The organism is Streptomyces sp. Ag109_G2-15 (genome assembly GCF_900215565.1).
Taxonomy (GTDB): Bacteria; Actinomycetota; Actinomycetes; order Streptomycetales; family Streptomycetaceae; genus Streptomyces; species Streptomyces diastatochromogenes.
Genome location: NZ_OCNI01000001.1, coordinates 1,008,157 through 1,034,512 on the forward strand (window position 1 = coordinate 1,008,157; position 26,356 = coordinate 1,034,512).

At 71.5% G+C, this 26,356-nt stretch carries 21 protein-coding genes and 1 pseudogene; 6 read left to right on the forward strand and 16 right to left on the reverse strand.

Going from position 1 to position 26,356, the window contains the following annotated elements; all coding sequences use genetic code 11:
- Positions 1-35: 35 nt before the first annotated feature.
- A complete protein-coding gene (locus tag CRP49_RS04120; protein ID WP_097252195.1) occupies positions 36-395 on the forward strand; it encodes a hypothetical protein in 360 nt (119 codons plus the stop codon).
- 124 nt (positions 396-519) lie between these two features.
- Here CRP49_RS04120 and CRP49_RS04125 read toward each other — a convergent pair whose 3' ends face one another.
- The 4 genes from CRP49_RS04125 to CRP49_RS04145 form a co-directional block, all read right to left on the reverse strand.
- Complete coding sequence (locus tag CRP49_RS04125; protein WP_097252196.1) at positions 520-1,938, reverse strand: sugar porter family MFS transporter; 1,419 nt, start codon at positions 1,936-1,938, stop codon at positions 520-522.
- A gap of 202 nt (positions 1,939-2,140) precedes the next feature.
- Positions 2,141-6,145, reverse strand: a complete 4,005-nt coding sequence (locus tag CRP49_RS04130; protein ID WP_097252197.1) for an AAA family ATPase — start codon at positions 6,143-6,145, stop codon at positions 2,141-2,143.
- A 435-nt stretch (positions 6,146-6,580) separates the two neighbouring features.
- The gene (locus CRP49_RS04135) at positions 6,581-6,784 is read right to left on the reverse strand and encodes a hypothetical protein (RefSeq protein ID WP_067004905.1); all 204 of its coding nucleotides are present in this window, start codon (positions 6,782-6,784) and stop codon (positions 6,581-6,583) included.
- A 382-nt stretch (positions 6,785-7,166) separates the two neighbouring features.
- Positions 7,167-7,448 (reverse strand): acylphosphatase, encoded by a 282-nt coding sequence (locus CRP49_RS04145; RefSeq protein WP_094220523.1) that lies wholly within the window; start codon positions 7,446-7,448, stop codon positions 7,167-7,169.
- Positions 7,449-7,635: 187 nt separating this feature from the next.
- On the opposite strand from CRP49_RS04145, the gene CRP49_RS04150 reads away from it, so the two are divergent.
- Positions 7,636-8,772 carry a CAP domain-containing protein gene (locus tag CRP49_RS04150; RefSeq protein ID WP_097252198.1) on the forward strand — a complete coding sequence of 379 codons (1,137 nt, stop codon included), beginning with the start codon at positions 7,636-7,638 and terminating at the stop codon, positions 8,770-8,772.
- A 28-nt stretch (positions 8,773-8,800) separates the two neighbouring features.
- On the opposite strand, the gene CRP49_RS04155 is transcribed toward CRP49_RS04150, so the two are convergent.
- Positions 8,801-9,385 (reverse strand): flavodoxin family protein, encoded by a 585-nt coding sequence (locus CRP49_RS04155; protein ID WP_097252199.1) that lies wholly within the window; start codon positions 9,383-9,385, stop codon positions 8,801-8,803.
- Between the two features lie 106 nt (positions 9,386-9,491).
- Here CRP49_RS04155 and CRP49_RS04160 point away from each other — a divergent pair, with 106 nt between their 5' ends.
- Entirely contained in the window at positions 9,492-9,893 is a 402-nt protein-coding gene (locus CRP49_RS04160; RefSeq protein ID WP_097252200.1) for a helix-turn-helix domain-containing protein, read from the forward strand.
- Here CRP49_RS04160 and mutM read toward each other — a convergent pair.
- From mutM to recG, 8 genes and pseudogenes are all read right to left on the reverse strand, one after another.
- On the reverse strand, positions 9,866-10,726 hold the full coding sequence (mutM, locus tag CRP49_RS04165; RefSeq protein ID WP_097252201.1) for a bifunctional DNA-formamidopyrimidine glycosylase/DNA-(apurinic or apyrimidinic site) lyase: 861 nt from the start codon (positions 10,724-10,726) through the stop codon (positions 9,866-9,868). The genes CRP49_RS04160 and mutM overlap by 28 nt on opposite strands.
- Positions 10,727-10,811: 85 nt before the next feature.
- Positions 10,812-11,636 carry a ribonuclease III gene (rnc, locus tag CRP49_RS04170; protein ID WP_179851491.1) on the reverse strand — a complete coding sequence of 275 codons (825 nt, stop codon included), beginning with the start codon at positions 11,634-11,636 and terminating at the stop codon, positions 10,812-10,814.
- An 8-nt stretch (positions 11,637-11,644) separates the two neighbouring features.
- The gene (gene rpmF, locus CRP49_RS04175; protein ID WP_003951102.1) at positions 11,645-11,818 is read right to left on the reverse strand and encodes a 50S ribosomal protein L32; all 174 of its coding nucleotides are present in this window, start codon (positions 11,816-11,818) and stop codon (positions 11,645-11,647) included.
- Between the two features lie 2 nt (positions 11,819-11,820).
- On the reverse strand, positions 11,821-12,465 hold the full coding sequence (locus CRP49_RS04180; RefSeq protein ID WP_097252202.1) for a DUF177 domain-containing protein: 645 nt from the start codon (positions 12,463-12,465) through the stop codon (positions 11,821-11,823).
- 132 nt (positions 12,466-12,597) lie between these two features.
- Entirely contained in the window at positions 12,598-13,650 is a 1,053-nt protein-coding gene (locus CRP49_RS04185; protein WP_097252203.1) for a cell division initiation protein, read from the reverse strand.
- A gap of 73 nt (positions 13,651-13,723) precedes the next feature.
- Positions 13,724-14,233 (reverse strand): pantetheine-phosphate adenylyltransferase, encoded by a 510-nt coding sequence (gene coaD / locus CRP49_RS04190; RefSeq protein ID WP_094220532.1) that lies wholly within the window; start codon positions 14,231-14,233, stop codon positions 13,724-13,726.
- Positions 14,230-14,820: pseudogene (gene rsmD, locus CRP49_RS04195) on the reverse strand (16S rRNA (guanine(966)-N(2))-methyltransferase RsmD); the annotation flags it as partial. The gene coaD and the pseudogene rsmD, both read right to left, overlap by 4 nt.
- A 158-nt stretch (positions 14,821-14,978) precedes the next feature.
- Positions 14,979-17,189, reverse strand: coding sequence for an ATP-dependent DNA helicase RecG (recG, locus tag CRP49_RS04200; protein WP_097252205.1), 2,211 nt, complete (start codon positions 17,187-17,189; stop codon positions 14,979-14,981).
- A gap of 215 nt (positions 17,190-17,404) precedes the next feature.
- Here recG and CRP49_RS04205 point away from each other — a divergent pair, with 215 nt between their 5' ends.
- On the forward strand, positions 17,405-19,234 hold the full coding sequence (locus CRP49_RS04205) for an HSP90 family protein (RefSeq protein WP_097252206.1): 1,830 nt from the start codon (positions 17,405-17,407) through the stop codon (positions 19,232-19,234).
- A complete protein-coding gene (locus CRP49_RS04210) occupies positions 19,231-22,158 on the forward strand; it encodes a hypothetical protein (RefSeq protein WP_097252207.1) in 2,928 nt (975 codons plus the stop codon). Before CRP49_RS04205 ends, CRP49_RS04210 begins: the two co-directional genes overlap by 4 nt.
- Before the next feature lie 12 nt (positions 22,159-22,170).
- On the opposite strand, the gene CRP49_RS04215 is transcribed toward CRP49_RS04210, so the two are convergent.
- Positions 22,171-23,925 (reverse strand): DAK2 domain-containing protein, encoded by a 1,755-nt coding sequence (locus CRP49_RS04215; RefSeq protein ID WP_097252208.1) that lies wholly within the window; start codon positions 23,923-23,925, stop codon positions 22,171-22,173.
- A 256-nt stretch (positions 23,926-24,181) separates the two neighbouring features.
- Between CRP49_RS04215 and rpmB the strand changes: the two genes are divergently transcribed.
- Positions 24,182-24,367, forward strand: coding sequence for a 50S ribosomal protein L28 (rpmB, locus tag CRP49_RS04220; RefSeq protein WP_009190838.1), 186 nt, complete (start codon positions 24,182-24,184; stop codon positions 24,365-24,367).
- 124 nt (positions 24,368-24,491) lie between these two features.
- On the opposite strand, the gene thiD is transcribed toward rpmB, so the two are convergent.
- Both thiD and CRP49_RS04230 read right to left on the reverse strand, forming a co-directional pair.
- Positions 24,492-25,277: a bifunctional hydroxymethylpyrimidine kinase/phosphomethylpyrimidine kinase gene (gene thiD / locus CRP49_RS04225; RefSeq protein WP_097252209.1), complete on the reverse strand. Its 786-nt coding sequence runs from the start codon at positions 25,275-25,277 to the stop codon at positions 24,492-24,494.
- Positions 25,274-26,239: a thiamine-phosphate kinase gene (locus CRP49_RS04230; RefSeq protein ID WP_097252210.1), complete on the reverse strand. Its 966-nt coding sequence runs from the start codon at positions 26,237-26,239 to the stop codon at positions 25,274-25,276. Before CRP49_RS04230 ends, thiD begins: the two co-directional genes overlap by 4 nt.
- Positions 26,240-26,356 lie beyond the last annotated feature (117 nt).

The following is a 26,356-nucleotide window of genomic DNA, read 5'->3' on the forward strand; positions in this document are numbered from 1 at the left end:
GGTCCGGCCGGGAGCTGCGGTGCTGCACTGGGGTCATGAGTCTGAGCGTGGATGTGGTCGTCCGGGGACCGGACGGGGAGTTCGACGTGCTCGACGTGCCCGAGGGCTGCAACGACTCGGCTGGATTCGAGTCCTGGCGCTGGAAGGTATGGGGATCGGACGCGGTGCGCTCGCTCGGGGCCCGCTGGTTTCCGCTGCTGGACGGGGAGTGGGTCGAGGTCGCGACCGAGGAGGTGCCGGAGTTCCTGGCGGAGATCGCCCTGCTGCGTGCCCACCTGGACCTGATCGGAGGGGCGACCGGGGTGGATCCGTGGGGGATCGGCCGCCGCCTGGACAACATCGAGGCGGCGGCGCTGCGCGCCCGTCGACTCGGGGCCGGCGTCCTCATCTGGTGAGACAGCAGAATCTGGTGAGACAGCGGACCGCCGCCCCCGCTCGGACAGTGACCGAGCGGGGGCGGCGGACGGTACGAGGAGGCGGGCAGCGGGGACTTGGCCCGTCTCCTCGGGACTGTGGGGCCTAGCCCATCTCCTCCAGCGCCTTGCCCTTCGTCTCCTTGACGAACTTCAGGACGAACGGGATGGAGAGCGCGGCGAAGACCGTGTAGATGATGTACGTGCCGGAGAGGTTCCAGTCGGCCAGCGACGGGAAGCTCGCGGTGATGGCCCAGTTGGCGATCCACTGCGCGGCGGCGGCCACGCCCAGGGCGGCGGCGCGGATCTTGTTCGGGAACATCTCGCCGAGCATGACCCAGACGACCACACCCCAGGACAGGGCGAAGAAGAGGACGAACACGTGGGCGGCGATCAGGGCGATCCAGCCCTGGGTCGCGGGCAGCTTGCCGTCGACCAGGTGGTACGAGAACGCCCAGGCCTCCAGGGCGAGACCGACGGCCATGCCGACCGAGCCGATCAGCGCGAGCGGCCTGCGGCCGACGCGGTCCACGAAGATCATCGCGATCACGGTGCCGACGATGTTGATGATCGACGTCGTGAAGGAGTAGAAGAACGAGTCCGTCGGGTCGACACCGACCGACTGCCACAGCGTCGAGGAGTAGTAGAACGCGACGTTGATGCCGACGAACTGCTGGAAGACCGAGAGGCCGATACCGATCCAGACGATCGGCTTGAAGAAGAAGCCGCCACCGAGCAGGTCCTTGAAGGTGGACTTGTGCTCGCTGTTCATCGCGTGCTCGATCTCGGCGACGCGGGCGTCCAGGTCACGGTCCTGGCCCTCGACCTCGGCGAGGATCTCCTTGGCGCGCTCACGCTTGCCGACGGAGATCAGGAAGCGCGGGGACTCGGGGATCGCGAAGGAGAGCAGGCCGTACAGCACGGCCGGGACGACCATCACGCCGAGCATGACCTGCCAGGCCTCCAGGCCCATCAGCTTGCCGCGCTGGTCGCCGCCGGCGGCGTTGAGCAGACCCCAGTTGACCAGCTGCGAGATGGCGATGCCGATGACGATCGCCGCCTGCTGGAAGGAGCCGAGGCGGCCGCGGTACGCCGGCGGGGCGACCTCGGCGATGTAGGCGGGGCCGATGACCGAGGCCATGCCGATGGCGAAGCCGCCGACGACGCGCCAGAGGGCGAAGTCCCACAGCGAGAAGGGCAGCGCCGAACCGACGGCGCTGACCGTGAACAGCACGGCGGCGATCTGCATGACCCGGATGCGGCCGATGCGGTCGGCTATCCGTCCGGCGTAGGCGGCGCCGATGGCACAGCCGATCAGAGCGATGGCGATGACCTGCGCAAGGGCCGCGGAGCCGATGTCGTAGCGGCCGCGGATGGCCTCGACCGCGCCGTTGATCACGGAGCTGTCGTAGCCGAAGAGGAAACCGCCCATGGCGGCCGCCGCCGCGATGAAGATGACGTGCCCCAGATGTTCGGGGTGAGCCGTCCTGGCTCCTTGCTGAGGTGCCTGCGCTGTGCTGGTCACGAAAAATCTCCTCGGGGCCCGGCAACGCTGCCGGGTGGGGGTGAGCCCTCTCAGGTGGTGACACCTGAAGGTAAAAGCAACGTTGCAGAGACTATGCCTTCAAGTTTCGAAGTCAATAGTTCAACTGCTGTGAGTTTTTAGATATGCCGAAGGGCTCTGTGTTCAAGAAGTGAAGACGGAGTCAGTTGATCTTCAGGGTTGACTAGCGGAGGCGCTGAGAGATGACCTTCGACACGCCGTCACCCTGCATGGAGACGCCGTAGAGCGCGTCCGCGACCTCCATCGTGCGCTTCTGGTGCGTGATCACGATCAGCTGCGAGGCCTCCTGCAGCTCCTGCATGATCCGGATCAGCCGCTGGAGGTTGGTGTCGTCGAGGGCGGCCTCGACCTCGTCCATGACATAGAACGGGCTCGGCCGGGCCTTGAAGATCGACACCAGCAGCGCCACCGCGGTCAGCGACCGCTCGCCGCCCGACAGCAGGGAGAGCCGCTTGACCTTCTTGCCCGGCGGCCGGGCCTCGACGTCCACACCCGTGGTGAGCATGTTGTCGGGATCGGTCAGGATCAGACGCCCCTCGCCGCCCGGGAAAAGGCGGCTGAAGACGCCCTCGAACTCCCGGGCCGTGTCCCGGTAGGCCTCGGTGAAGACCTGCTCGACGCGCTCGTCCACCTCCTTCACCACCTGGAGAAGGTCGGCGCGGGTCTTCTTCAGATCCTCCAGCTGCTCACTGAGGAACTTGTGCCGCTCCTCCAGGGCCGCGAACTCCTCCAGCGCCAGCGGGTTGACCTTGCCCAGCTGCTGGTACGCCCGCTCGGCGGCCTTGAGCCGCTTCTCCTGCTCGGCGCGCACGAAGGGCCTCGGCTGGTTGCGCGGGTGCTCGGGGTCCTCCGGCAACTCCTCGCCCTCGGCGGGCGGGGACGGCGGTACGAGCTGATGGGGGCCGTACTCGGACACGAGCCCCGCCGGCTCCACGCCCAGCTCCTCCAGCGCCTTGGCCTCCAGCTGCTCGATCCGCAGCCGCTTCTCGGCGCCGAGCACCTCGCCGCGGTGGACGGAGTCGGTGAGCTTGTCCAGCTCGGCCTTGAGGTCGCGGCCGGCGGTGCGCGCGGCGGTCAGCTCCTGCTCCCGCGCGGCCTTGGCGGCCTCGGCCGCGGCCCGCTCCCGCTCGGCGCGGGCCAGGGACACCTCGACGTGCGCGAGCAGCTGGCGCGCACCGGAGGCGACGGCTTCCGCCACGGCCGCCTCGTGCCGCAGCCGCGCCCGCCGCTGCTCGGCACGCGCGCGTGCCTCGCGTTCGGCGCGGGCGGCACGGTCCAGGGAATCGGCCCGCCCGGCGAGCCCCTTGACCCGCTCCTCGTGTGTACGGACCTGGAGCCGGGCCTCCATCTCGGTCTGCCGGGCGTTGGCGCCGTCGGCCGCGAGCCGGTCCCGCACCGAGGTGTCCGGCTCCTCCTCGACCGGCATCTCCTCGGCGACGGCCAGCCGCTCGGCCAGCTCCTCGGCATCCTGTACGGCCTTGTCGAGCGCCTCCTGCGCACGCGCCGCCGCTGCCGTGGACCGCTCGGCCTCCCCGGCGGCACCGCGCGCCTGCCCGGCGAGCCGCCCCAGCTGCTGGGCCACGGCCGACTTCTCCCGGTCGGCGGCCCGGCGCCGCTCCCCCAGCTCCTCCACGAACGCGGCGGCCTCGGTACGCCGCCCGGCCGCCGCCTGCTGCGCCTCGGTGAGTTGCTCGCACCGCACCGCCAGCTCTTCCAGCTCCGCCGCGGCCTCGTCCACGGAGGCCTGCACTTCCAGCAGACTGGGCGCCCCGGCGGACCCACCGTGCGCGAAGTGCGCACCGAGCAGGTCGCCTTCGGCGGTGACGGCGGTCAGCTCGGGGTGGGCGTAGACAAGATCCTCGGCATCCTCGAGCGTGCCCACGACGACGATCCCGCGCAGCAGGCGGCGCACGGCGGGCATGAGTTCCGCGGGGCCACTGACCAGGTCGGCGGCGAAGGGGTGCCCATCGGGGCGGGGGCGGCGCAGGGCGCCGGCGTCCGGGGCGTACTGCCCCGAAGCGGCGGCCTCTGACACCGGGGCAGTGGCCGCGCCCGGCGTGGGTGCGGGCGGCGTGTCATGCCCGGCGCCGGTACTGCCTGCCGGGCCGTGTCCGCCTGCGCCACCGCTCGAACCGCCCGCACTCGCCCAGTGCTCGGCCGTCTGCCCGCTCGGGACTTCAGCAGGGGTGGCCGTCTCCGGCGCGCCATGCCCGGTACCAGTACCGCCTGCCGGGCCGTGTCCGCCTGCGCCATCGCTCGGACCGCCCGCACTCGCCCAGCGCTCGGCAGCCTGCCCGCTCGGGTCATCAGCCGAGGTTGCCTCCTCCGGCGCGCGATGCCCCGCACCGGCACCGCCTGCCAAGCCGCGTCCACCTGCGTCACCACTCGCACTCACCCAGCGCGCGGCCGCCTGCCCGCTCGGGACTTCGGCGGGGGCTGCCTCCTCCGGTGCAGCCGCCAGCAGTAGTGCCGCGCGGCCCCCGTCCTGTTTGCGCAGCAGTCTGATCGCCTCGGCCGCCGATGCCGGTGTCGTCACGGCGATCGCGTCGGCCGCCGTGCCGAAGGCGGCGGCCAGTGCGACCTCGTGGCCCGGGGTCACGGTCAGCAGTTCCGCGGCCGGGCCCAGGAGTCCGGTGAGGCGGTCCCGGGCGCCCAGCAGTATGCCGGTGCCGTCCTTGCGCCTGAGGCCCAGCGCCAGCGCCTCGTGGCGGGCCTGGGTCGCGGCGCGCCTGCGTTCGGCCGCGGTGGCCGCCTCGCGGGCCGCGGTCAACGCGGACTCGGCCTCGGCGAGCTGCCGTTTCGCCGCCTCGTGCTGCTCGGCGAGGTCCGCGTCGCCGGCGTCGAGGCCGTCGACCTCGGCCTTGAGCGCCTCGTACTCCTCCTGGGCGGCGACGGCACGTTCCTGCGCCTCGTCGCGGGCGGCGGCCAGCCGGTCGATCTCGGACTGGGCGGAGGCGGCGCGCGAACGGGCCGCGTTGACCTGGCCGTTGAGCCGGGCCAGGCCCTCGCGGCGGTCGGCGATCGCGCGGGCCACGTCCTTCAGGCGCCGCTCCTCGAGGGCCAGTTCGCGCTCCAGCTCGGCGCGGTGCGCGACCGTGTCCTCCAGGGCCCGCTCGGCCGCCTCCAGGGCCGCCTCCAGCTCGGCCTCCTGCTCGCGGATGCGGGCGGCCTCGCGCTCCATGTCCTCGGGGTCGCGGCCGCGCCGCTCCTCGGGGGGTGCGGAGGTGGCGCTCTTCACCCGCGCGTCGGCCAGCGAGATCGTGCCCCGCACCCGCTCGGCGAGCTGGGACAGCTCGTACCAGGTCTGCTGGGCACGCTGGAGGCGCGGTGTGAGCTGCCGTACCGCGTCCTCCAGCAGGGCCTCGCGCTGGAGCGCCTTCTTCAGTTCCTGCTCTGCGGCTTCCTTGCGCTCCTTCAGGGCCGCTTCGTCGGCGATCTCGGTCTTCAGGGCGTCGCGCAGGCGTACGAGGTCGTCGGCGAGCAGGCGCAGGCGCGCGTCGCGGAGGTCGGCCTGGATGACGGCGGCCCGGCGGGCGACCGCGGCCTGGCGGCCGAGCGGCTTCAGCTGGCGGCGCAGCTCGTCGGTGAGGTCCTGCACGCGCGCGAGGTTGGCCTGCATCGCGTCCAGTTTCCGCAGCGCCTTCTCCTTGCGCTTGCGGTGCTTGAGCACACCGGCGGCCTCTTCGATGAAGGCGCGGCGGCCCATCGGATCCGCGTGCAGGACGCTGTCGAGCTGGCCCTGGCCGACGATGACGTGCATCTCGCGGCCGATACCGGAGTCGGAGAGGAGCTCCTGGATGTCCAGGAGGCGGCAGGTGTCGCCGTTGATCTGGTACTCGCTGCCGCCGTTGCGGAACATGATCCGCGTGATGGTGACCTCGGCGTACTCGATGGGCAGCGCCCCGTCGGAGTTGTCGATGGTCAGGGACACCTCGGCGCGGCCCAGCGGTGGACGCCCCGTGGTGCCGGCGAAGATGACGTCCTCCATCTTGCCGCCGCGCAGCGACTTGGCACCCTGCTCACCCATGACCCAGCTGAGCGCGTCCACGACGTTGGACTTGCCCGAGCCGTTCGGGCCGACGACGCACGTGATCCCCGGTTCGAACCGGAGCGTGGTCGCCGAGGCGAACGACTTGAACCCGCGGAGGGTCAGGGCCTTGAGGTGCACGCCGCTGGACTCTACCTTCCGCCGCTATCTCACTCCACGAACACTCGCAACAGGTGCTGGACACCCTGGTCACCCGCTTTCTCTCCGCATTCGGCGACACGGATCATGTCCGCGGTCCGGGAATGCGGGGGCGGGGTCCCTCACGCCCCGGAGCCACCGACGGTGACGCCCAGCTCGGCCGCCATCGGCAAAGGTCACACATTCGATGCAAGAACTCCCGTTCCCTTCCGGGAGTGCGTGTCCCACGGTTTCGCCGTTGAACATGCAGGGCACACCAGACGTTAAAGAAGGTGAAAGGATGCGCGGGGGAAAGAAAGAAGGGACGCCGAAGCGTCCCTTGCAAATCTGACGACTGGGTTTCAGTCGTCTGGCAACTGTGCGGTTGATACGGGCAGCCCAACCGCTGCGACTGCTGTTGTGGAGCTGATGCAGCGATCAGGTGAGCGCAGGCTCCGCCTGGTGTGCGTCGATGCTCTCCATGATCCTGTCCTGAGAGGCGGCAGCCGTCAGCGCGTCGTTCTCCGCCTGGATCCGTCCGAGCTCGGACTCCAGGTCCTGGACACGCTGCTGCAGCCGTCGCATCTCGGCGAGGAGTCGAGGGTCGGAGCCGCCGACGTAACCGAGAAGCGCCTTTGCCATGATGGATGGTCCTCCACACTGAGTGACCGACCGATGCGGTGTGGGTCGTGAGGGATTCGCACCCGCGGTGCTTGACACACTCGAGTGTTGCTCTGCCGTTCTTACATGCCAAACAGCTAAGGTGCGCGGGGCTTTCAGCGTCTCACCAAAAAGTTTGACGGTCAACACGATCACGCCCTGTATTGGCGGGCAGACCCGGGGCGCGCGGCCTTCGAACGGCGGCGCTGCTGCTCCTGCGGGGCCCTCAGGGCGTGACGATCAGCTGTATCGGTGGAGCCTGCCATGCCACGCTCTTCTTGGCAACCACCAGCCCATTTCTGCTTCGGGCATGTGCCCGGGGCAGATCGCCGCGGGCCGGCCTGCGGCTCTTTACAGAATCGGTTCAGCGGATGGCGAAGCCGTCATAGCCGCCACGGGGTGTGTCCCAGATCTCGGTGACACCGTCCACGCGCCCGGGCGTGTCGCCGCCCCCCAGCCAGTCCAGCAGTCCCTCGCAACCCGGCCGCGGCCCTTCCGCGACCACTTGGACGCGGCCGTCGCCCAAATTGAGAGCAAAACCACTCAGACCACCGATCTCCAGCGCCTTGGCCCGCGTGAACCAGCGAAAACCCACACCTTGGACGCGTCCTCGGACCCAGGCAACCAGTCGAACATCCTCGCTCATGGGTGCAACCTAACGGGCCAAAGTCGCTCGGAACACTTCCCCCCTCACCCGTATGGGGTACCGTCCCGACCCAATACATCTCATATGAAACTCACTCGATCGAGTGAGTCGGGTTGACCGGAGGTCAATCGCCACCACGGCGCCGGGCGCCGGGTCGACCCCGCGAGACGAGGAAGAGGGCAAGGACATGGGACGCCACCGACGCTCCGCCGCCGGCCGCGCCGCCACGGGCCGCGCCACGGGGGTCACCCACACGAACCGCTCCGTCACGGGCGGCGAAGACCCGCAGAACTCGTACGCGGGTGACCGCGCCCCCATGGGCATCGCGCCGTACCTGAACCCGGAGGCGTACGCCGAGACCAACGCCAGGAGCACGGCCTACCTGTACGCGACGGGCGACGAGTCGTCGTCGGCCGCCTCCGGCGGGGGCGGCTTCACTCCGGCCGGCGGTCCGTCCCGTGGCCACCGGCACAAGAAGAGGGTCGCGAAGCCGGTGCGCACCGGCCTGCTCGGGGTCTCGGCCGCCGTCGCCCTCGGCACGGTCGCGGTGGCCACAGGTGTGGTGCCCGGGCTGCAGAACTACCAGCTGGGCGGCAGTACGCACACCACCGGCGGCGACCGAATACAGGCCGCGGACTCCCCCAGCAACACGGCCACCGAGCAGGGCGGCACCTCGGGCAGCGCGGACAGCCCGGCCCCGAGCCGCGAGACCCGGCCCGCGACATCGCCGACCCCGTCCGCCTCGGCTTCCGCCTCCGCCTCACCCTCCGCCTCCGCCTCCGCCTCCGAGTCCGCCTCGGCCTCCGCCACCCCGACGAAGCAGCCGTCGCAGAAGCCGTCGCAGAAGCCGAAGCCGGCCGCCACGGCCGCCAAGCCGAAGACCACCCCGTCGCGCAAGGCGACCAAGGCGCCGACGGCGTCCTCCGCCCCGGTGACGGTGTCGACGCAGGCCGCCACCGAGGCGCAGGTGCTGAAGCTCGTCAACGAGGAGCGGGCGAAGGTCGGGTGCAGCGCGCTGGCGGCGAACTCCTCGCTGACCAAGCTGGCCGAGGCGTTCAGCGACGACATGGCCGCGCGGAACTTCTTCGACCACACCGACCCGGACGGGGCCACCCCGTGGGACCGGGCGGCGAAGGCGGGCATCACCGACCTCGGCGGCGAGAACATAGCCCGCGGCCAGGCGGACGCGGCCGCCGTGATGGAGGCCTGGATGGCCAGCCCCGGCCACCGCGCCAACATCCTGAACTGCGACTTCAAGACCCTCGGCGTCGGCGTGCACCTCGGGCCGGGCGGCCCCTGGTGGACGCAGGACTTCGGCTACTGAGACAGCAGCCCTTCGGCCGCGGCCGCGGTCACGCGGCGGCGCGGCCCAGCGCGAACACCTTCGCCGTCTCCGTCACCCGGCGGCCCAGGTGCTCGGCCGTGGCCACGTCGGCCTTGTGCACGGCGTCCGGGCCCTCGTCCACGTTGGTCTGGGCGGCCGCGCCGGCGAAGACGCCGAGGCGGTTGAGGTCGTGCTCGGAGCCCTCGCTGTTGTTCCAGCCGGGGTGCAGGCCGAGGTTGACCCAGTGCATGCCGTGCTGGGCGGCGAGGATCTGGAAGAACTGCAGGGTGTGCAGCTTGTCGCCGCTCTTGGAGCCGGAGTTGGTGAAGCCGGCCGCCAGCTTGTCCTTCCAGTCCTGCCCGAACCAGCGCTTGGAGGACGCCTCGGCGAAGACGTGGAAGGCGCCGGAGGCGGTGCCCATGTAGGTGGGCGAGCCGAAGACGATCGCGTCGGAGCGGTCCAGGGTCTCCCACTGCTCGTCGGTGATCTCGTCCACCTTGATCAGGTGCACCTCGGCACCGGCCTCGGCGGCACCGGCTCGGACGGCTTCGGCGAGCACGGCGGTGTGGCCGTAACCGGAGTGGTAGGCGATGGAAACGACAGGGGTGGTCATAGGTATCTCCTCGAAGGGGCAGCTCGGAAGCAGTGACCACAGGAAAGCACTAACTTCTAGTTAGTGCAACCTAGTGGGTAGCGCTGCCCTGGAGTACGCTTGTGATATGGACAGCACTCAGCAGCTCACCCCAGAGGACGACCTCGCGTACAACGTGTTCGCCAAGGCCTGCCCGTCGCGCGGCACGCTGGAGCACGTCACGGGCCGCTGGGGCGGGCTGACGCTCGGCGCGCTGTACGAGGGCTCGCTGCGCTTCAACGAACTGCGCCGCCGCGTCGACGGCGTGAGCGAGAAGATGCTGTCCCAGACCCTGCACGCACTGGAGCGCGACGGCCTGGTGCACCGCGAGGCCCAGCCGACCAACCCGCCCCGCGTGGACTACGACCTGACTCCCCTGGGCCGCCAGGTCGCCGAGCGGCTGCTCGCCCTCATCCACTGCGTGGAGGGCTCGATGGACGACGTCCTCGCGTCCCGTGCGCGTTACGACGAGACGCGCGGCGCCCTCTGACACTTCGGGCAGAAGTAGCTGGACCGGTTCATCCAGGGGCGGCGGCGCATGGGTGTGCCGCAGCGCTTGCAGGGCAGGCCCTCACGGCCGTACGCGTCCAGGGACCGGTCGAAGTAGCCCGACTCGCCGTTGACGTTGACGTACAGGCTGTCGAAACTGGTGCCTCCCACGGCCAGGGCCGCGTTCATCACGTCCCGGACGTGGCCGAGCAGTTCGGCCGTGACCGGGCGGGTGAAGTTGGCCGTGGGGCGCTCGTAGTGGATGCGGGCGCGCCACAGGGCCTCGTCCGCGTAGATGTTGCCGACACCGCTGATCAGCGACTGGTCCAGCAGGGCCCGCTTGATGGTGGACCGCTTGCGGCGCAGGGCCAGATGGAAGGCCTCGTCGTCGAACAGCGGGTCGAGGGGGTCGCGGGCGATGTGCGCGATGACGTCGGGCAGGCCCTCGGGGGTGTTGTCGTGCAGCGACAGACCGCCGAAGGTGCGCTGGTCCACGAAGCGCAGCTCGGTGCCCAGGGAGTCGGCGAAGCGGACGCGGATACGCAGATGCTTCTCGTCCGGCGCCTCGTGCGGCTGCACCAGCAGCTGTCCGCTCATCCCGAGGTGGGCGAGGACGGACTGGTTCGTCTCCTCCAACGGCAGCCACAGGTACTTGCCGCGTCGGCTGGGCGTACCGATGTGGTGGCCCTTGAGCCGGTGCGCGAAGTCGTCGGCGCCCGCTATGTGCCGGCGCACGGCACGCGGGTGCAGCACCTCGACATCGGCGACGGTGCGATGGGCGACCCACCGCGCAAGGCCCCGCCGGACGACCTCGACCTCGGGCAACTCGGGCATCTGGACCCCCGTACGGACCGGTGGATGAACCGAGCGCCCGCCCGGAGACAGGCTTCGGACGGGCGCTCGGGTGGTGCTCTTGTGGTCAGGCGGTCGCGGACGACGTGTCGTCCTCGGCGGGCTCCTTGGCCGCCTTGGCTCGCTCGTCCGCCGCGGCCCGGATGGACCTCCAGGCGGACTCGGCGGCCTGCTGCTCCGCCTCCTTCTTGCTGCGGCCGGTGCCGGTGCCGTACGAGACGCCTCCGACGCGGGCGGCAGCAGTGAAGGTCTTCTCGTGGTCGGGGCCGGTCTCCGTGACCAGGTACTCGGGCACGCCGAGCCCCTCGATCGCGGTCAGCTCCTGGAGACTGGTCTTCCAGTCCAGGCCGGCTCCGAGGTTCGAGGACTTCTCGATGAGCGGGTCGAAGAGCCGGTGCACCAGCTCGGACGCCGCGTCGAGGCCCTGATCGAGATAGACCGCACCGATCACCGCTTCAAGGGTGTCGGCGAGGATGGACGCCTTGTCCCGGCCGCCCGTGCCCTCTTCACCCCGGCCGAGCCGGATGAAGGAGCCCAGGTCGAGGCCACGGCCGACCTCCGCCAGCGCACGCGAGTTGACCACCGCGGCCCGCAACTTGGCCAGCTGGCCTTCGGGCAGGTCGGGGTGGGTGCGGTACAGCGTGTCCGTGACGACGAGGCCGAGCACGGAGTCCCCGAGGAACTCCAGCCGCTCGTTCGTCGGCAGACCGCCGTTCTCGTACGCGTAGGAACGGTGGGTCAGCGCACGCACCAGAAGGGCGGACTCGAGCTGGTAGCCGAGCCGCCCTTCCAGAAGCGTGTGGGACGAGGCCGTGTTGTCCGCCTTCTTCTTGGCGGGTGCGTCCGCCTTGGCGTCTTCCGCCTTCTTGGGACTGGACACAGTGCCTCTCACCAGCCCGCTCAGACTTCGAGGACCTGGCGCTTGTTGTAGGTGCCGCAAGACGGGCACGCAATGTGCTGCTGCTTGGGCTCGTGGCAGCGCTCGCACGCAACCAGGGTGGGGACCGCAGCCTTCCACTGCGACCGGCGGTGGCGCGTGTTGCTGCGCGACATCTTCCGCTTCGGAACAGCCACGGCTACTTCTCCTGCTTCTCGTCGACGCCCGCTTCGGCGCCGCTCATCTCGTCCTTCTCGCCTGGTTCGAGCGAACCGGCGAGTCCCTGCAAAGCCGCCCAACGGATGTCGACGGCGTCGTGGTGGTGGTCCGGGTCGTCCAAGAGCCGCGCTCCGCACTCGGAGCACAGGCCGGGACAGTCGTCCTGGCACACCGGCTGCATCGGCAGTGCGAGCACCACCGCATCGCGCAGCAGAGGTTCGAGGTCGAAGAGTCCGTCCTCGAGGAAGAACCTGTCCTCGTCGTCCTCGGCGTCGTCGCCCGGTTCCGCGATCACACGGCCCCGGTCGTCGGCGTCAGGGTACGAGAACAGCTCCTGGAAGTCCGCTTCGAGCTCCAGCTCGACCGGCTCCAGACACCTTACGCACTCCCCCTCGGCCTGTGCACGGGCGGTGCCTGTGACGAGCACCCCTTCCATGACCGACTCGAGCCGGAGTTCGAGCTCCACCGGGGCGCCTTCCGGCACTCCGACGACTCCCTGGATACCGAGATCCACGGGGGCGTCGATCTCGCGGGTCAGGCGCTGCAGCGCGCCAGGACGCCGACCCAGCTCGTGCGTGTCGAACACGAGGGGGTTGCGGTGGTCGAGGCGGGCGTTGGGAGCCATTCCTGCTTTCGATCTTCAAACTCGGAGGGACGCCGCCCGTCGGTGTTCCCGGGCAGCGTTGATCGCGGACGTACGCGCGACCGAAGAGCCAGGATACTGGACCTTTCGCTCAGGGCCCAATCCGGTGCCCTGCTACAGACCCCGGCCCTGTTCGTACGCCCGCAACTGCTCCGCACTGATCATGCTCGTGTCGAAGAGGCTGGTCTCGTCGAGAGCGTAGCCCTGCTGGGGCTGGGGCTGCTGCTGGGGCTGCTGAGGCTCATAGGCGGCCTGCTGGGCGTCGTAGCCCTGGTAGGCGTAGGGATCGGCCTGCTGGTAGCCGTACGGGTCCTGCTGGGCGTAGTCGGGCTGCTGCGGGAAGCCCGCGTACGCGTCCGGCTGCTGCTGGTAGCCGTAGGCCGGCTGCGGCTCGTACGACGGCTGCGGCGGCTGCTGCTGGGGCTGTGCCGGGCGCTCGGCCGGGGTGTCGGCGATGGCCGCGAGGTCGGCGAGGTAGTCGGCGTCGCTGGAGTGCTGGAAGGTCGTGGTGTCGTCGGCGAGCGCGCCGAGGTCGTCCGTGGCGATCCGGCCGTGCAGCTTCTGCCGGCCGCGGCCCACGGCCTCCAGGGTCTTGGCGAGGACCGCCTCGAAGGCGCCCAGCTTGGTGTCGACGTAGGCGTCCGCGTTGTGGCGCAGGGTCTCCGGGTCCTGGCTGCGCTCGGGGGCGTCCTCGTCCTCGTAGCCGTTCTCGTCCAGGCCGGGCCCGGTGCCGAGGAGCTTCTCGCGGCCGCGGCCGACCGAGCCGAGGGTCTTGGTGAGGACGACCTCGAAGTTGGCGAGCTTGGAGTCGACGTAGTCGTCGGCCTCGGCGCGGACCTCCTCGGCCTCCGCGCGGGCCTCGGCGAGGATCCGGTCGGCCTCGGCCTGGGAGCGGCGGGCGATCTCGGTGTCGGAGATCAGCGAGCCGCGTTCGGCGTGCGCGTTCCCGATGATCCGCTCGGCCTCCTGACGGGCCTGCTCGACCATCTGCTCACGGTCGCCGATCAGCTCCTGCGCCTGCGCGAGGGAGCCGGGCAGGGCCTGGCGCACCTCTTCGAGCATCGCGAGCAGCTCGGCACGGTTGATCACGCACGAGGCCGACATGGGCATGGACCGGGCGCCGGAGACCGTGGAGACGATCTCGTCGAGCTTCTTCTGGACGTCCACCTGTGCTCGCCACTCTCTACAGCTGTGTTGGAGACGGACGGGACGACTCTAGTCCCATCAGGCCTTAGTCCCATCAGGCCTTGCGGAGACGTTCGTTCAGGGCCCCGAGAACCTGGGGCGGCACCAGGTGGGAGACGTCTCCGCCCCAGGCCGCGACCTCCTTGACGAGCGAGGAGGACAGGAAGCTGTAGGTGGGGTTGGTGGGCACGAACAGCGTCTCGACGCCCGTGAGCCCCATGTTCATCTGGGCCATCTGGAGTTCGTAGTCGAAATCGCTGACCGCGCGCAGGCCCTTGACGATGGCCGGGATGTCGCGCTGCTTGCAGTAGTCGACGAGGAGGCCGTGGAAGGCCTCGACGATCACGTTGCCGTACTCGGCGGTGACCTCGCGGATCAGCTCGATCCGCTCGTCGATCTCGAACAGGCCCTTCTTGGACTTGTTGATCATCACCGCGACGTAGACCTCGTCATACAGACGGGAAGCGCGGGCGATGATGTCGAGATGTCCGTTGGTGATCGGGTCGAACGACCCGGGACAGACGGCGCGGCGCACTTGAGATCCCTCGCTCTCCGGTCCGGTCATCGTGCGTCTTCGCACGTAGAGGCGGCGCGACCGTACCAAAACGTTCCCTCGCCGTAACGACGGGACCGGAGGGCCTCGAAACCGTCCGGCCAGCGGAATTCACCGCCTCTGGTGCTGCGCTCCACGGTGACGAGGGCTTCGTCCGTGAGCCAGCCCTCCGAGCGGAGTGTGAGCAGAATCTCCCGAAGATCGTCGTCAGTGACGGCGTACGGGGGATCCAGGAAGACGAGGTCGTACGGCTCTGCGGGGGGTGCCGTCCTGATGACCTGTTCCGCTTTGCCCGCTCTTACCTCGGCGCCGGGTAGGTCCAGGTTTTTCACGTTCTCGCGGACGATCTTCGCTGCGCGGGCGTCCGCCTCGACCAGGAGGGTGTGGCCGGCGCCCCGGGACAGGGCCTCAAGGCCTACGGCGCCTGAGCCGGCGTAGAGGTCCAGGACCCGTTCGCCGTCCAGGGGGCCGCCGAGGAGGGATTGCCAGGTGGAGAAGAGGCCCTCGCGTGCGCGGTCGGATGTCGGCCGGGTGCCTGTCCCTGGCGGGACGGCCAAACGGCGTCCGCCGGCTGCGCCGGCGATCACGCGGGTCATTTCGGGGTCCTTCTTCGTGGGCGGCTTTACGGTTCAGTTTGGCAGGCGGTCGGGGGTGGGTGCCTGGTCGCCTTCGGCCGGTGCGGGTTCATTGTGGCTGGTCGCGGCCACGCGGCGGAGCCGCATATCGATACAGCCCCGCGCCCCTGAGTGGGTCCACTTCACCCCTTTTCCAAGTACTGCTCCCTGTCCTCGTCCACAAGGGCGTCCAGGGCCGTTCGCAGAGCGGGGAGGTTGGTCAGCTCCGGGTCGGCCGCTACGACCTCCGCCGCCTCCTCTCTGGCCTCCGCGATGACCTCCTCGTCCTCGATGACCGCCAGGACGCGGAGGCTGGTGCGGGCGCCGGACTGGGCCTGGCCCAGGACGTCGCCCTCGCGGCGTTGTTCGAGGTCGATGCGGGAGAGTTCGAAGCCGTCGAGGGTGGAGGCCACGGCGTTCAGGCGCTGACGGGCCGCGCTGGCCTCGGGCATCTCGGTGACCAGGAGGCACAGGCCGGGGGCCGAGCCTCGGCCCACGCGGCCGCGGAGCTGGTGGAGCTGGGAGACGCCGAAGCGGTCGGCGTCCATGATCACCATGGCGGTGGCGTTGGGGACGTTGACGCCGACCTCGATGACCGTGGTGGCCACCAGGACGTCGGTCTCGCCGGCGGCGAAGCGGCGCATGACCGCGTCCTTGTCGTCGGGGTGCATACGGCCGTGGAGGACCTCGACCCCGAGGCCCTGGAGGGGGCCCTTGGCGAGCTGGTCGGCCACGTCGAGGACGGCGAGGGGCGGGCGCTTCTCGGCCTCGTCCTCGGGGGACTTCTTCGCCTTCTTGGGGTCGGCCGCCTCGTCGATGTCGTCTCCGATCCGAGGGCAGACGACGTACGCCTGATGGCCGTTGCCCACCTCCTCGCGCACCCGCTCCCAGGCGCGGGCCAGGAAGTGCGGTTTGTCGGCGGCGGGGACGACGTGAGTGGCGATCGGGGAGCGGCCGGCCGGGAGCTGGTCCAGGACGGAGGTCTCCAGGTCGCCGAAGACGGTCATCGCGACCGTGCGCGGGATGGGGGTGGCTGTCATGACGAGCAGGTGCGGGGGCTGCTTGCCCTTGCCGCGCAGGGCGTCGCGCTGCTCGACGCCGAAGCGGTGCTGTTCGTCGACGACCACCAGGCCGAGGTCGTGGAACTGGACCTTGTCCTCGATCAGGGCATGCGTGCCGATCACGATCCCCGCCTCGCCGGTGACGAGGTCCAGCAGGGCCTGACGGCGGGCGGCCGCGCCCATGGAACCGGTGAGCAGCACGATCTTGGTGGCGTGCTCGGCGCCGCCCAGCATGCCGCCCTCGGCCAGCTCGCCCATCATCTCGACGACCGACCGGTGGTGCTGCTGGGCGAGGACCTCGGTGGGCGCGAGCATCGCGGCCTGGCCGCCGGCGTCCACCACGGCGAGCATGGCGCGGAGGGCGACCATGGTCTTGCCCGAACCGACCTCCCCCTGGAGCAGCCGGTGCATCGGATGCTCGGTCGCCAGGTCGTCGAAGATCTCCTTGGAGACCTTCTGCTGGCCCTCGGTGAGGGTGAAGGGCAGGCGGTCGTCGAAGGCCGTGAGGATGCCGTCGGGCTTCGGGCTGCGCGGCACCGCCGGGAGTTGGGTGTCGGCGTAGCGGCGGCGGGCCAGGGCGACCTGGAGGACGAAGGCCTCGTCCCACTTCAGGCGGGAGCGGGCGTCGGCGATGTCGGCCTTGGTGTGCGGGCGGTGGATCTTGAGGAGCGCCTCGGGGAGGGTGACCAGGCCCCGCCCCTCCCGGAGGCCCGGCGGCAGCGGGTCGAGGGCCTCCTGGGCGCTGGGCAGCACCGTCTGGACGGCCTTGCCGATCTTCCAGGACTCCAGCTTGGCGGTGGCCGGGTAGATGGGGATCAGGGCGCCGGCCCAGGTCTCGACGCTCTCGTCACTGTCGCCGCGCAGCAACTCGTAGGCGGGGTGGGCGAGTTGGAGACGGCGGTTGAAGACGGAGACCTTGCCCGCGAACATCGCGCGCGTGCCCGGCAGCAGCTCCTTGTGGGGCTTGTGAACGCCGTTGCCGAAGAAGACCAGTTGGAGCCGGCCGCTGCCGTCCGTGATCGTCACTTCGAGGCGCTGGCCCTTGCCGCGCGGGGCCTTGGCGGAGGCGAAGGTGTGCAGGCGGGCGTCGGCGACCTGGGCGACCACCGTGACGTGCTCGTCCATGGGGAGGTCGGCGAGGTGGGTGAGCTGGCCGCGCTCCTCGTATCTGCGCGGGTAGTGGTGCAGGAGGTCGCCGACGGTGTGCAGGCCGAGGTGCTCGGCCATCACCTTCGCGGTGGCGGGGCCGAGCACCTTCTTCAGTGGTTCTTCCAGTGCGGGCACGAGATCCATTGCACACCACGGCACTGACAATGCCGAAGACGTCCCCTCGGGTCCCCGCCCTCGTGCCGTGTGCACAGGTGCCGTATACGTACCCGGAAGCCCTGGTCAGGGGTGCTGTTCCGGGCCTAGGATGGCCCGCTCCGGCCATCCCCCGCGGTCACCGCCCCACCCGGGACCGCCCGACCCCGCGCCGAACGCAGGCTCCCCCCACCGGCGCTGCGACGATGGACTCCCAGACCTCACAGTCATCCCAGGCATCCCAGTCACCTCATACGTTCCAGGTCGACCTGCGTGGTCTGGTGGACCTGCTCTCCCATCACCTCTACTCCAGTCCCAAGGTCTACCTGCGCGAGCTGCTGCAGAACGCCGTGGACGCCATCACCGCCCGCCGGACCGAGGAACCGGACGCCCCGGCCCGGGTACGTCTGCATGCCGCGGACGGCGCCCTGCGGGTGGAGGACAGCGGTATCGGGCTCACCGAGTCGGACGTGCACAGCCTGCTGGCGACGATCGGCCGCAGTTCCAAGCGGGCGGACGGCCTGCAGGAGGCCCGGTCCGACTTCCTCGGCCAGTTCGGCATCGGTCTGCTGGCCTGTTTCGTGGTCGCCGAGCGGATCCGGGTGGTCAGCCGCAGCGCCCGTACCCCCGAGGCCCCGCCCGTGGAGTGGACGGCCCGCGACGACGGCTCGTACACCGTGCGGACGCTGCCCGACGCCGAGCGGCCCGAGCCCGGCACCACCGTGCACCTGGTGGCGCGGGCCGGGGCGGCCGAGTGGCTGTCGCCCGAGCGGGTCCGCACCCTGGCCCGGGACTTCGGCTCGCTGCTGCCGTACGACGTCCGGGTGGGCGAGGAGGCGGTCACGGACCTCCCGGCGCCCTGGGACCGCGCCTACCCGAGTCCCGCCACGCGCAGGGTGGCGCTGGCCCGGCACTGCCACGAGCTGTTCGGTTTCACCCCGCTGGACTCGATCGACCTGGACGTGCCGCTGGCCGGGATCCGCGGGGTGGCGTACGTGCTGCCGTCGGCGGTCAGCCCGGCCCAGCGGGCCACGCACCGCGTGCACCTGAAGGGCATGCTCCTGACCGAGCGGGCCGAACAGCTGCTGCCCGACTGGGCGTTCTTCGTGCGCTGCGTCCTGGACACCGACAGCCTGCGGCCCACGGCCTCGCGGGAGTCGCTGTACGAGGACGAGACCCTGGCGGCCGTTCGGGAGGCGCTCGGCGAGCGGATCCGGTCCTGGCTCACGGGCCTCGCGGCCGGCGATCCGGAGCGGCTGGCCGCGTTTCTCGCCGTGCACCACCTGGGCGTGAAGTCGCTGGCCCGGCACGACGGCGACATGCTGCGCACGATGCTGCCGTGGCTGCCGTTCGAGACGACCGACGGGCAGCTGTCCCTGGAGGAGTTCGCGCAGCGGCACCCGGTGGTGCACTTCACGCGGACGGTCGAGGAGTACCGGCAGGTGGCGCCGATCGCCTCGGCGCAGGGCGTCGGAGTCGTCAACGGCGGTTACACGTACGACAGCGAGCTGGTCGAGGCGCTGCCGTCGGTGCGGCCGGGGACGGTGGTCGCGGAGCTGGACGCGGACACCGTGACCGCGCATCTGGACGCGGTGGACCCGGCCGAGGAGCTGGCGCTGTCCGGGTTCCTGGCGGCCGCGCGCGCGAAGCTCGATCCGCTGGGCTGTGACGTGGTGCTGCGCGCCTTCCACCCGCTGTCCGTGCCCGCGCTGCACCTGGACGACCGGGCCGCCCGGCACGAGCAGGCGCGGGCCGAGGCCGAGGAGCAGGCCGACGACCTGTGGGCGGGCATCCTGGGCTCGCTGCGCGGCAGCGCCCCCCGCGCGCGTCTGGTGCTCAACCATCTCAACCCGCTGATCCGGCGGATCAGTTCACTGAGGGATCCGGAACTGATCGGCACCGCCACCGAGTCGCTGTACGGGCAGGCGCTGCTGATGGCGCAGCGTCCTCTCAGGCCCGCGGACTCCGCGCTGCTGAACCGCGCGTTCATCGGCCTCCTGGAATGGGCCACACACGGGGAGGACGGTCACCGATGAGTGAGAACACGGACTTCGACGCGCTGCGCCGGGCGATGGCGGAGAACTCCGAGCAGCCGGAGGGTCCCGCACGCAACGCGCGCGCGGAGCAGCTGCTCGCCGAGGCCGAGAAGCTGAACATCCCGCTCGCCGTGATCGAGGCGCTCGGGCACCAGCTGAAGGTCTACAACTACAGCTCCGAGAAGGACCGGATGTTCGTCCCGTTCGCGCGGCTGCTGCGCCTGTGGGACGAACGGCCGGAGGACTTCGACGAGTACGAGGCGCACTCGCTGCACTGGGTCTTCAAGTGGGTGTCGGCGGGCATGCTGGACCAGCCGCACATCCCGCTCGCCTCGATCGAGAAGTGGCTCGGCGAGATGGAGCACCGCTACCGGCTCGCGGGGCACTCCGAACGGGCCGTGCGCAGCGCCGAGTTCAGTGTCGCCGCGCACGTCGGCGACCTGAAGCGCGCGGAGCGGGCGTACGGCGCCTGGCTGGCCGCGGACCGGGACCGGATGGCCGACTGCCACGCCTGCGAGCTGCACGGCCAGGGCGCCTGGCAGGTGAAGTGCGACCGGGACGCGGAGGCGCTGGAGTTGTGGCGGCCGGTGCTGGAGGGCGAGTACAGCTGCGCCCACGAGCCGCACACGGTCCTCGCCTCCTCGCTGACTCCCCTGCTGCGCCTGGGCCGCCTGGACGAGGCCCGCGCCCACCATCTGCGGGGCTTCCGCCTTGTACGCCCCATGGAGAGCATGCGGGGCGCCTACGCGGACCACGTGGAGTTCTGCGCGCTCACCGGCAACGAGGCGCGCGGTCTGGAGCTGCTCGCCGAGCGGCCGGCGTACTTCACGGACACCGGGCATCCGCGCAGCCGGCTGGACTTCATGGCCGTGGTGACGCTGCTGACGGACCGGCTGACCGGGCTGGGGCTCGGCGAGCGGCAGGTGCCGGGGCCTGCCGGGCAGTCCTGGACGGCACGGGAACTGGCCGCCCACGCGCGCGCGGAGGCACTGGAGCTGGCGGAGCGGTTCGACCGGCGCAACGGCACGTCGTACGTCGGCGACCGCGTTCGCGCGCGCATGGCCCAGCGCCCGCTGGTGGACCGGCTGCCGCTGGGCGTCCGTACGGTGCGCTCCGCGCCGCAGCCCGTGATCACGTCCCCGGCACCCGAGGCTCCCGAGGTTCCCGGGCAACCGGATCTGGCCGACCTGCTCACCGAGGCACGCCGGCTGTCCCGCACCCTGCAGCCGCACGCCCTGGAGGCGTGGGCGGCGGTCGCGCGGGCCGCCGAGGGGACCGAGCTCGACGCCCGCGACCGCGCGGAGATCGCCGATCACGAGGCGATGTCCCAGGGGCCCGAGGGCATCGCCCTGTTCGATGAGGCCGCCGTGCTGTATGCGGAGGCGGGCGACCCCGGGGAGGCCCTGGCGGCACGCGCGCGTGGGGCGTACGTACGCGCGCTGACGGGCGAGGTGGACGCGGCCCTGACAACGGTCGCCGCACTGTACGACGAGGCACTCGCGCTGTACGCCGAGGACGCCACCGGAGTACGGCAGACGGCGTCGGTGGTGATGAGCCGGGCGCGGATCCTGATGCGGCGGGTGCACGAGGACGCCGAGGACACGGAGAGCCCGGACGTGCGGGCGGCGGCCGAGCGGGCCGTGCTCGAGGTGCTGGCGCTCGTCGACGGGCGGGCCGGCGACGACGTCCGGTTGGCCGCGCGGGCCGCCGAGGCGCGGGCGATGCTCGCCGAACTGGCCGGGGAGTCCGGGGACGTCGAGCGGACCGCTGAGCTGTTCCGGCAGGCCGCCGCGGAGTACGTGGGCGCCGGGCTGCCGTGGTTCGCGGTGGAGTACGAGGTGCAGGTCGCGGCGCTGGCGCACCAGCTCGGCGAGCTGGCCGAGGCCGAGCGGGCGCTGCGGGCCGCCCTGGAGCACGGCGCACCGTACGTGGAGCCCACCGGGCGGGCCCAGCTGCATCTCCAGCTCGCCGAGGTGCTCGGCGTCCGGGACGAGGCCGTGGAGGCGGCGGAGCACGCCCTGGAAGCCGCGCACTGGGCCGACGAGGCGGGCGAGAGCGCCGCGCTGGGCGCCTGGGCGCGGTACCAGCTGGGCGGCTTCCTGCTGCGCCAGGGGCGGTGCGCGGAGGCCGCCGAGGTGCTGGAGTCGGCGCTGCCCGACCTGTCCGCCGAGACGCATGGCGACGGGGCCGTCGTACAGGCGCAGTGGTGGCTCGGGGACTGCCTGAGCGAACTGGGCGAGCACCGGGCGGCCGCCGAACGCCGGCTGCAGGCGGCCGAGATCGCCCGGCACTGGCCCGAGCAGCAGGACCATGCCACGCTCGCCCACCTGGCCGCCGAGTCCCTGAGCAACGCCGGGCTGCTGGACGAGGCCGATCAGGCCTACGCGCGCGCGGGCGAGCTGTGGCGCTCGCTCGGCAACCCGCACTTCCTCGTCCGCTCGCTGCGCGCCCGTGCCTGGCTGGCGCTGCGCGGGAAGGCCGGAGCGGAGGGCGCGCGGGAGCTGATGACGGAGGCGGTGCGCGGGTGCGAGCGTGCGCTGGAGGACGCCGCGGATCCGGTGGCCCGGGAACAGCTCACCGCCGAACTCGGCAACACCCACCGCCAGTTCGGCGACCTGCTGGCCCGCTCGACGGCCGAGGGCGACGAGGACCGGGACGAGGTGATCCAGGGCGCGTTCGAGGCGGCGCTGACCCAGATGGACCGCGCGGGCGCGGTGTTCGGCGCGCTCGGCGCGGAGGGGCTGCACGGCCGTACCGGTGCGGAACTCGCCGCGGGCTGGCTGGAGGCCGACCTCGGCCGCCCCGCCGAGGCGGCGGCACGCGCGCGTGGCGTGCTCGCGGCCTACGAAGGCGCCGACGACGCGGACGAGACCGTCCAGGCACGGCGGGCGGAGGCGACGCAGATGCTCCAGCTGGAGCAGTGAGGTCGCGCCCGCTCACTCCACGCCGATGAGCAGCAGCGCCCCCTGCCGGCCGCCCCGGTACACCACCGTGTCCACCGCGAGGTAGGACTCGCGCACGCGTGCCTCCAGGCGGTCGGCGACGCTCTCGGGCGCCTCGTCGCCGACGACGAGGGTGACCAGCTCGCCGCCGGCCTGGAGCATGCGGTCCAGGACGGTCTCGGCGGTGGCGGTGACGTCCGCGCCGATCACCGCCACATCGCCGTCGATCAGGCCCAGGACGTCCCCGGCCTGGCAGATGCCGGCCATGGTCCAGGACTGGCGTTCGGCCACGACGACCTCGGCGTACCGGGTGGCGCCCGCCGCCGAGGTCATCTGGACGACGTCCTCGTCGAAGCGGCGCTGCGGCTCGTGCACGGCGAGCGCGGCGATGCCCTGGACCGCCGAACGGGTCGGGATCAGGGCCACCCGGATGCCCTCGGTGCGGGCCTGCTCGGCGGCCGCGGCGGCCGTGTGGCGCAGCTCGGCGTCGTTGGGCAGCAGCACGACCTCGCGCGCGTGGGCACGCCGTACGGCCTGCACCAGCTCCCCGCTGGCGGGCGGCTCCCCGGGGCGCGCGAGGACGGCGGTCGCGCCGGCCTCGGTGTACAGCCCGGCCAGGCCCTCGCCGGGCACGACGGCGACGACGGCCCGCTGGGCGCGTTCGCGCGGCGGCCGCGCGCCGCCGGTGTGCACGTCGCCGAGCCCGAAGTGCGTGATCCGGATCCGGTACGGCCGCCCGGCCTCGACGCCCGCCTCCACGGCGGCGCCCGCGTCGTCGACGTGCACGTGGACGTTCCACAGCCCGTCGCCGCCGACCACGACAAGCGAGTCCCCGAGACCGTCGAGCCGCTCCCGCAGCCGGGCGACGGCCTCGTCACCGGCCTCCAGGAGATAGATCACCTCGTAGGCGGGTCCGCCGGTCTCGGAGCCCTCGGCGCACAGGTCCGCATCCGAAACGGGCTCCACGCGCGCGTGGGCGTCGGACTCGGAAACTGCCTCCACGCGCGCGTGGGCGTCGAAATCGAAAACAGCCTCCACGCGCGCGTCGGAAACGGCTGCGGCCCCCGGGACGGCTTCCGGTGCCTTCGCGGCCTCCCGTACCGCCTCCCCGGTGAACGCCTCCACCAGCGCCCCCAGCACGGCCACGAGCCCTCTGCCGCCCGCGTCGACCACCCCGGCCCGCTCCAGCACGGCCAGCTGTCCCGGAGTCGCCGCCAGGGCCGTCCTGGCGCCCTCGTAGGCGGCCCGCGCGACCGTCCCGCAGTCGCCCTCGGCTCCCTCGGCGGCGTCCGCCGCGGCCGAGGCGACCGTCAGCACCGTGCCCTCGACCGGGTGGGCCACGGCCTGGCGCGCGGAGTCGGCGGCCTGCCGCAGGGCGAGCCGCAGTCCCGCGCCGTCGGCGAGAGACGCGTCGTCCGCGAGCACCTGGGCCATGCCCCGCAGCAGCTGGGCGAGGATCGTCCCGGAGTTGCCCCGGGCGCCTATGAGCGCCCCGTGGGCCATCGCGCGCACGGCGTCCGCGAGAGAGGGCTCCTGCGCGCCCGTCCCGTACCCGGCGAACACGGCCTCCACGGCGGTCGCCGCCGACTCCAGGGTCAGGTACAGATTCGTCCCGGTGTCCCCGTCGGCCACCGGATAGACGTTGATCGCGTCGATCTCCTCGCGCGCTCTCCCGAGCGCCCCCAGCGCCAGACCGCACCAGGTGCGCACCGCGAGAGCATCGAAGAATGTCTGCGGCACCTGCGCCACCTGCGCCTCCCTGACTGGCTGGACGTGGACGCAGCGTAGACCCCGGAGTGGTGTGTTCCGGAAGAGGGCCGGGAGCGGGCCCCTGATCAGCCATGGTAGTTTCGTTGTACTGGCGCAGTCGTTGTATGCTGCTCCGGTTGCTCGATCCAGATCGGGCCGTTCCCCTGGCAAAGCCACTCAGATCTCTGATCCTGCGATCTCGATCCCGGCCTGCCGGGATTATCCGTAAGTGCATCTGAAGTCTTTGGAGTGACCCGTGGCTGCCAACTGCGACGTCTGCGGCAAGGGGCCGGGCTTCGGCAACAACATCTCGTTTTCGCACCGCCGTACGTCCCGTCGCTGGAACCCGAACATCCAGCGTGTGCGTACCGTGGTCGGCGGGACGCCGAAGCGCGTGAACGCCTGCACCTCGTGCATCAAGGCCGGCAAGGTCTCGCGCTGACGCACAGCTAAGCGCGCGGCCACTGCTGGTTCGCTGCACTGAGCCGGTCCACCTCAGGGTGGGCCGGCTTTTTGCCGTGCCCCCGCGCTCTTTTGCCGTACGCGTGCCGTACGCGCGCGTCAGCTCACTTCCGGAACCGCCACCCGTGATCCACCGGCCCGATCCCCGCCCCCAGCGCGAACCCGGCGGCGATGGCCCCGGTGACGTACGCCTTGGCCTCGGTGACCGCCTCCGGCACGGAGAGCCCCTTCGCCAGGCCCGAGGCGACCGCCGAGGCGAGCGTGCAGCCCGTGCCGTGGGTGTGCCGGTTGTCATGGCGGGGCGCCCGCAGCCAGTGCTCCGCGGAGCCGTCCGTGAGCAGGTCCACGGCGTCCCCGGACAGATGCCCGCCCTTGATCAGCACCCAGCGCGGACCGTACTCCAGCACGGCCTCGGCGGCCCGTCGTAGATCATCCTCCGAATCGACCCGCACCCCCGTGAGTTGGGCCACCTCGTCGAGGTTCGGGGTCGCCACGGTCGCCACCGGCAGCAGCTTCGTGCGCACCGACTCCAGCGCGGACGTGGCCAGCAGCGAGTCCCCGTGCTTGGAGACGCCCACCGGGTCCACGACCGAGGGCGCGTCCGTGCCGGAGATCAATTCGGCGACCGCCTCGACCAGTTCGGCCGAGGCCAGCATCCCGGTCTTCACGGCCTGTACGCCGATGTCGTCCACGACGCTGCGGTACTGCGCCCGCACCGCCTCCACGGGCAGCTCCCAGGCCCCCTGCACGCCCAGGGAGTTCTGCGCGGTCACAGCGGTGATCACGCTCATCCCGTGCACGCCGAGCGCCAGCATCGTCTTCAGGTCGGCCTGGATGCCCGCCCCGCCGCCGGAGTCGGAGCCCGCCACCGTGAGGACCCTGGGAATCATGACTCGATGTCCCCGAAGTGGTCCCAGCCGCCCTTGCTGGTCCAGGGCGCCCCGTCGACCGTCACCTGGGGCAGCGCCGAGGGGTTGAGGACCTCGCCGATGACCTTCCAGCGGGCCGGCAGCTTGGTGTCCGACGGGAAGGTCGCCACGATCGCGTGGTCCTCTCCCCCGGTCAGCACCCACTGCAGCGGGTCCACGCCGACGGCCTGCCCGATGTCGTTCATCTGCGTGGGGATGTCGATCGCGCCGGAGCGGATGTCGATGCGGACCTTGCTGGCCTCGGCGATGTGCCCGAGGTCGGCGATCAGTCCGTCGCTCACGTCGCACATCGCGGTCGCGCCGAGCGCGGCGGCGGCCGGGCCCGCGTGGTACGGCGGCTCGGGGCGCCGGTGGGCCTCGACGAACGCGCGCGGGGAGCGGAAGCCGCGGGAGAGCACCGCGTAGCCGGCCGCGGACCAGCCCAGCCAGCCCGTGACGGCCACCAGGTCGCCGGGCTGGGCGCCGGCGCGGGTCACCGGCTCCTGGTTGCGCAGATCGCCGAGCGCGGTGATCGACACCATGATCGTGTCCCCGCGTACGACGTCCCCGCCGACCACGGAGGCGCCCGCGACCTGGCACTCGTCGCGCAGCCCGTCCATCAGCTCGCTGGCCCAGGTGACCGGGAGTTCGGCCGGGACGACCAGGCCGAGCAGCAGCGCGGTCGGTACGGCGCCCATCGCGGCGATGTCCGCGAGGTTCTGCGCCGCCGCCTTGCGGCCGACGTCGTAGGCCGTGGACCAGTCGCGGCGGAAGTGCCGCCCCTCCAGCAGGATGTCGGTGCTCGCCACCACCCGTCGGTCGGGCGCGGCGACCACCGCGGCATCGTCGCCGGGGCCGATCCGGACCGCCGGGGTGGTGGTGAGACGGGAGGTGAGCTCCCTGATGAGCCCGAACTCCCCCAGCTCACCAACAGTGCCCTTCATGACCCTTGCTCCCCTTCTGTCCCTTGCCGTGCCCGGTCGCGCCCCACCAGTGTCCCCGATACGGTCGAGGTGACCGTCAACTTCTGTCGTGCCTGCACCCTGGCGCGCAAGCCCGGT

Coding starts and splice junctions, on each gene's coding strand:
- CRP49_RS04120 (WP_097252195.1), top strand. CDS start 36: ATGAGTCTGAGCGTGGATGTGGTCGTCCGGGGACCGGACGGGGAGTTC.
- CRP49_RS04135 (WP_067004905.1), bottom strand. CDS start 6,784: ATGGCAAAGGCGCTTCTCGGTTACGTCGGCGGCTCCGACCCTCGACTC.
- CRP49_RS04145 (WP_094220523.1), bottom strand. CDS start 7,448: ATGAGCGAGGATGTTCGACTGGTTGCCTGGGTCCGAGGACGCGTCCAA.
- CRP49_RS04150 (WP_097252198.1), top strand. CDS start 7,636: ATGGGACGCCACCGACGCTCCGCCGCCGGCCGCGCCGCCACGGGCCGC.
- CRP49_RS04155 (WP_097252199.1), bottom strand. CDS start 9,385: ATGACCACCCCTGTCGTTTCCATCGCCTACCACTCCGGTTACGGCCAC.
- CRP49_RS04160 (WP_097252200.1), top strand. CDS start 9,492: ATGGACAGCACTCAGCAGCTCACCCCAGAGGACGACCTCGCGTACAAC.
- mutM (WP_097252201.1), bottom strand. CDS start 10,726: ATGCCCGAGTTGCCCGAGGTCGAGGTCGTCCGGCGGGGCCTTGCGCGG.
- CRP49_RS04180 (WP_097252202.1), bottom strand. CDS start 12,465: ATGGCTCCCAACGCCCGCCTCGACCACCGCAACCCCCTCGTGTTCGAC.
- coaD (WP_094220532.1), bottom strand. CDS start 14,233: ATGACCGGACCGGAGAGCGAGGGATCTCAAGTGCGCCGCGCCGTCTGT.
- recG (WP_097252205.1), bottom strand. CDS start 17,189: ATGGATCTCGTGCCCGCACTGGAAGAACCACTGAAGAAGGTGCTCGGC.
- CRP49_RS04205 (WP_097252206.1), top strand. CDS start 17,405: ATGGACTCCCAGACCTCACAGTCATCCCAGGCATCCCAGTCACCTCAT.
- CRP49_RS04210 (WP_097252207.1), top strand. CDS start 19,231: ATGAGTGAGAACACGGACTTCGACGCGCTGCGCCGGGCGATGGCGGAG.
- thiD (WP_097252209.1), bottom strand. CDS start 25,277: ATGATTCCCAGGGTCCTCACGGTGGCGGGCTCCGACTCCGGCGGCGGG.
- CRP49_RS04230 (WP_097252210.1), bottom strand. CDS start 26,239: ATGAAGGGCACTGTTGGTGAGCTGGGGGAGTTCGGGCTCATCAGGGAG.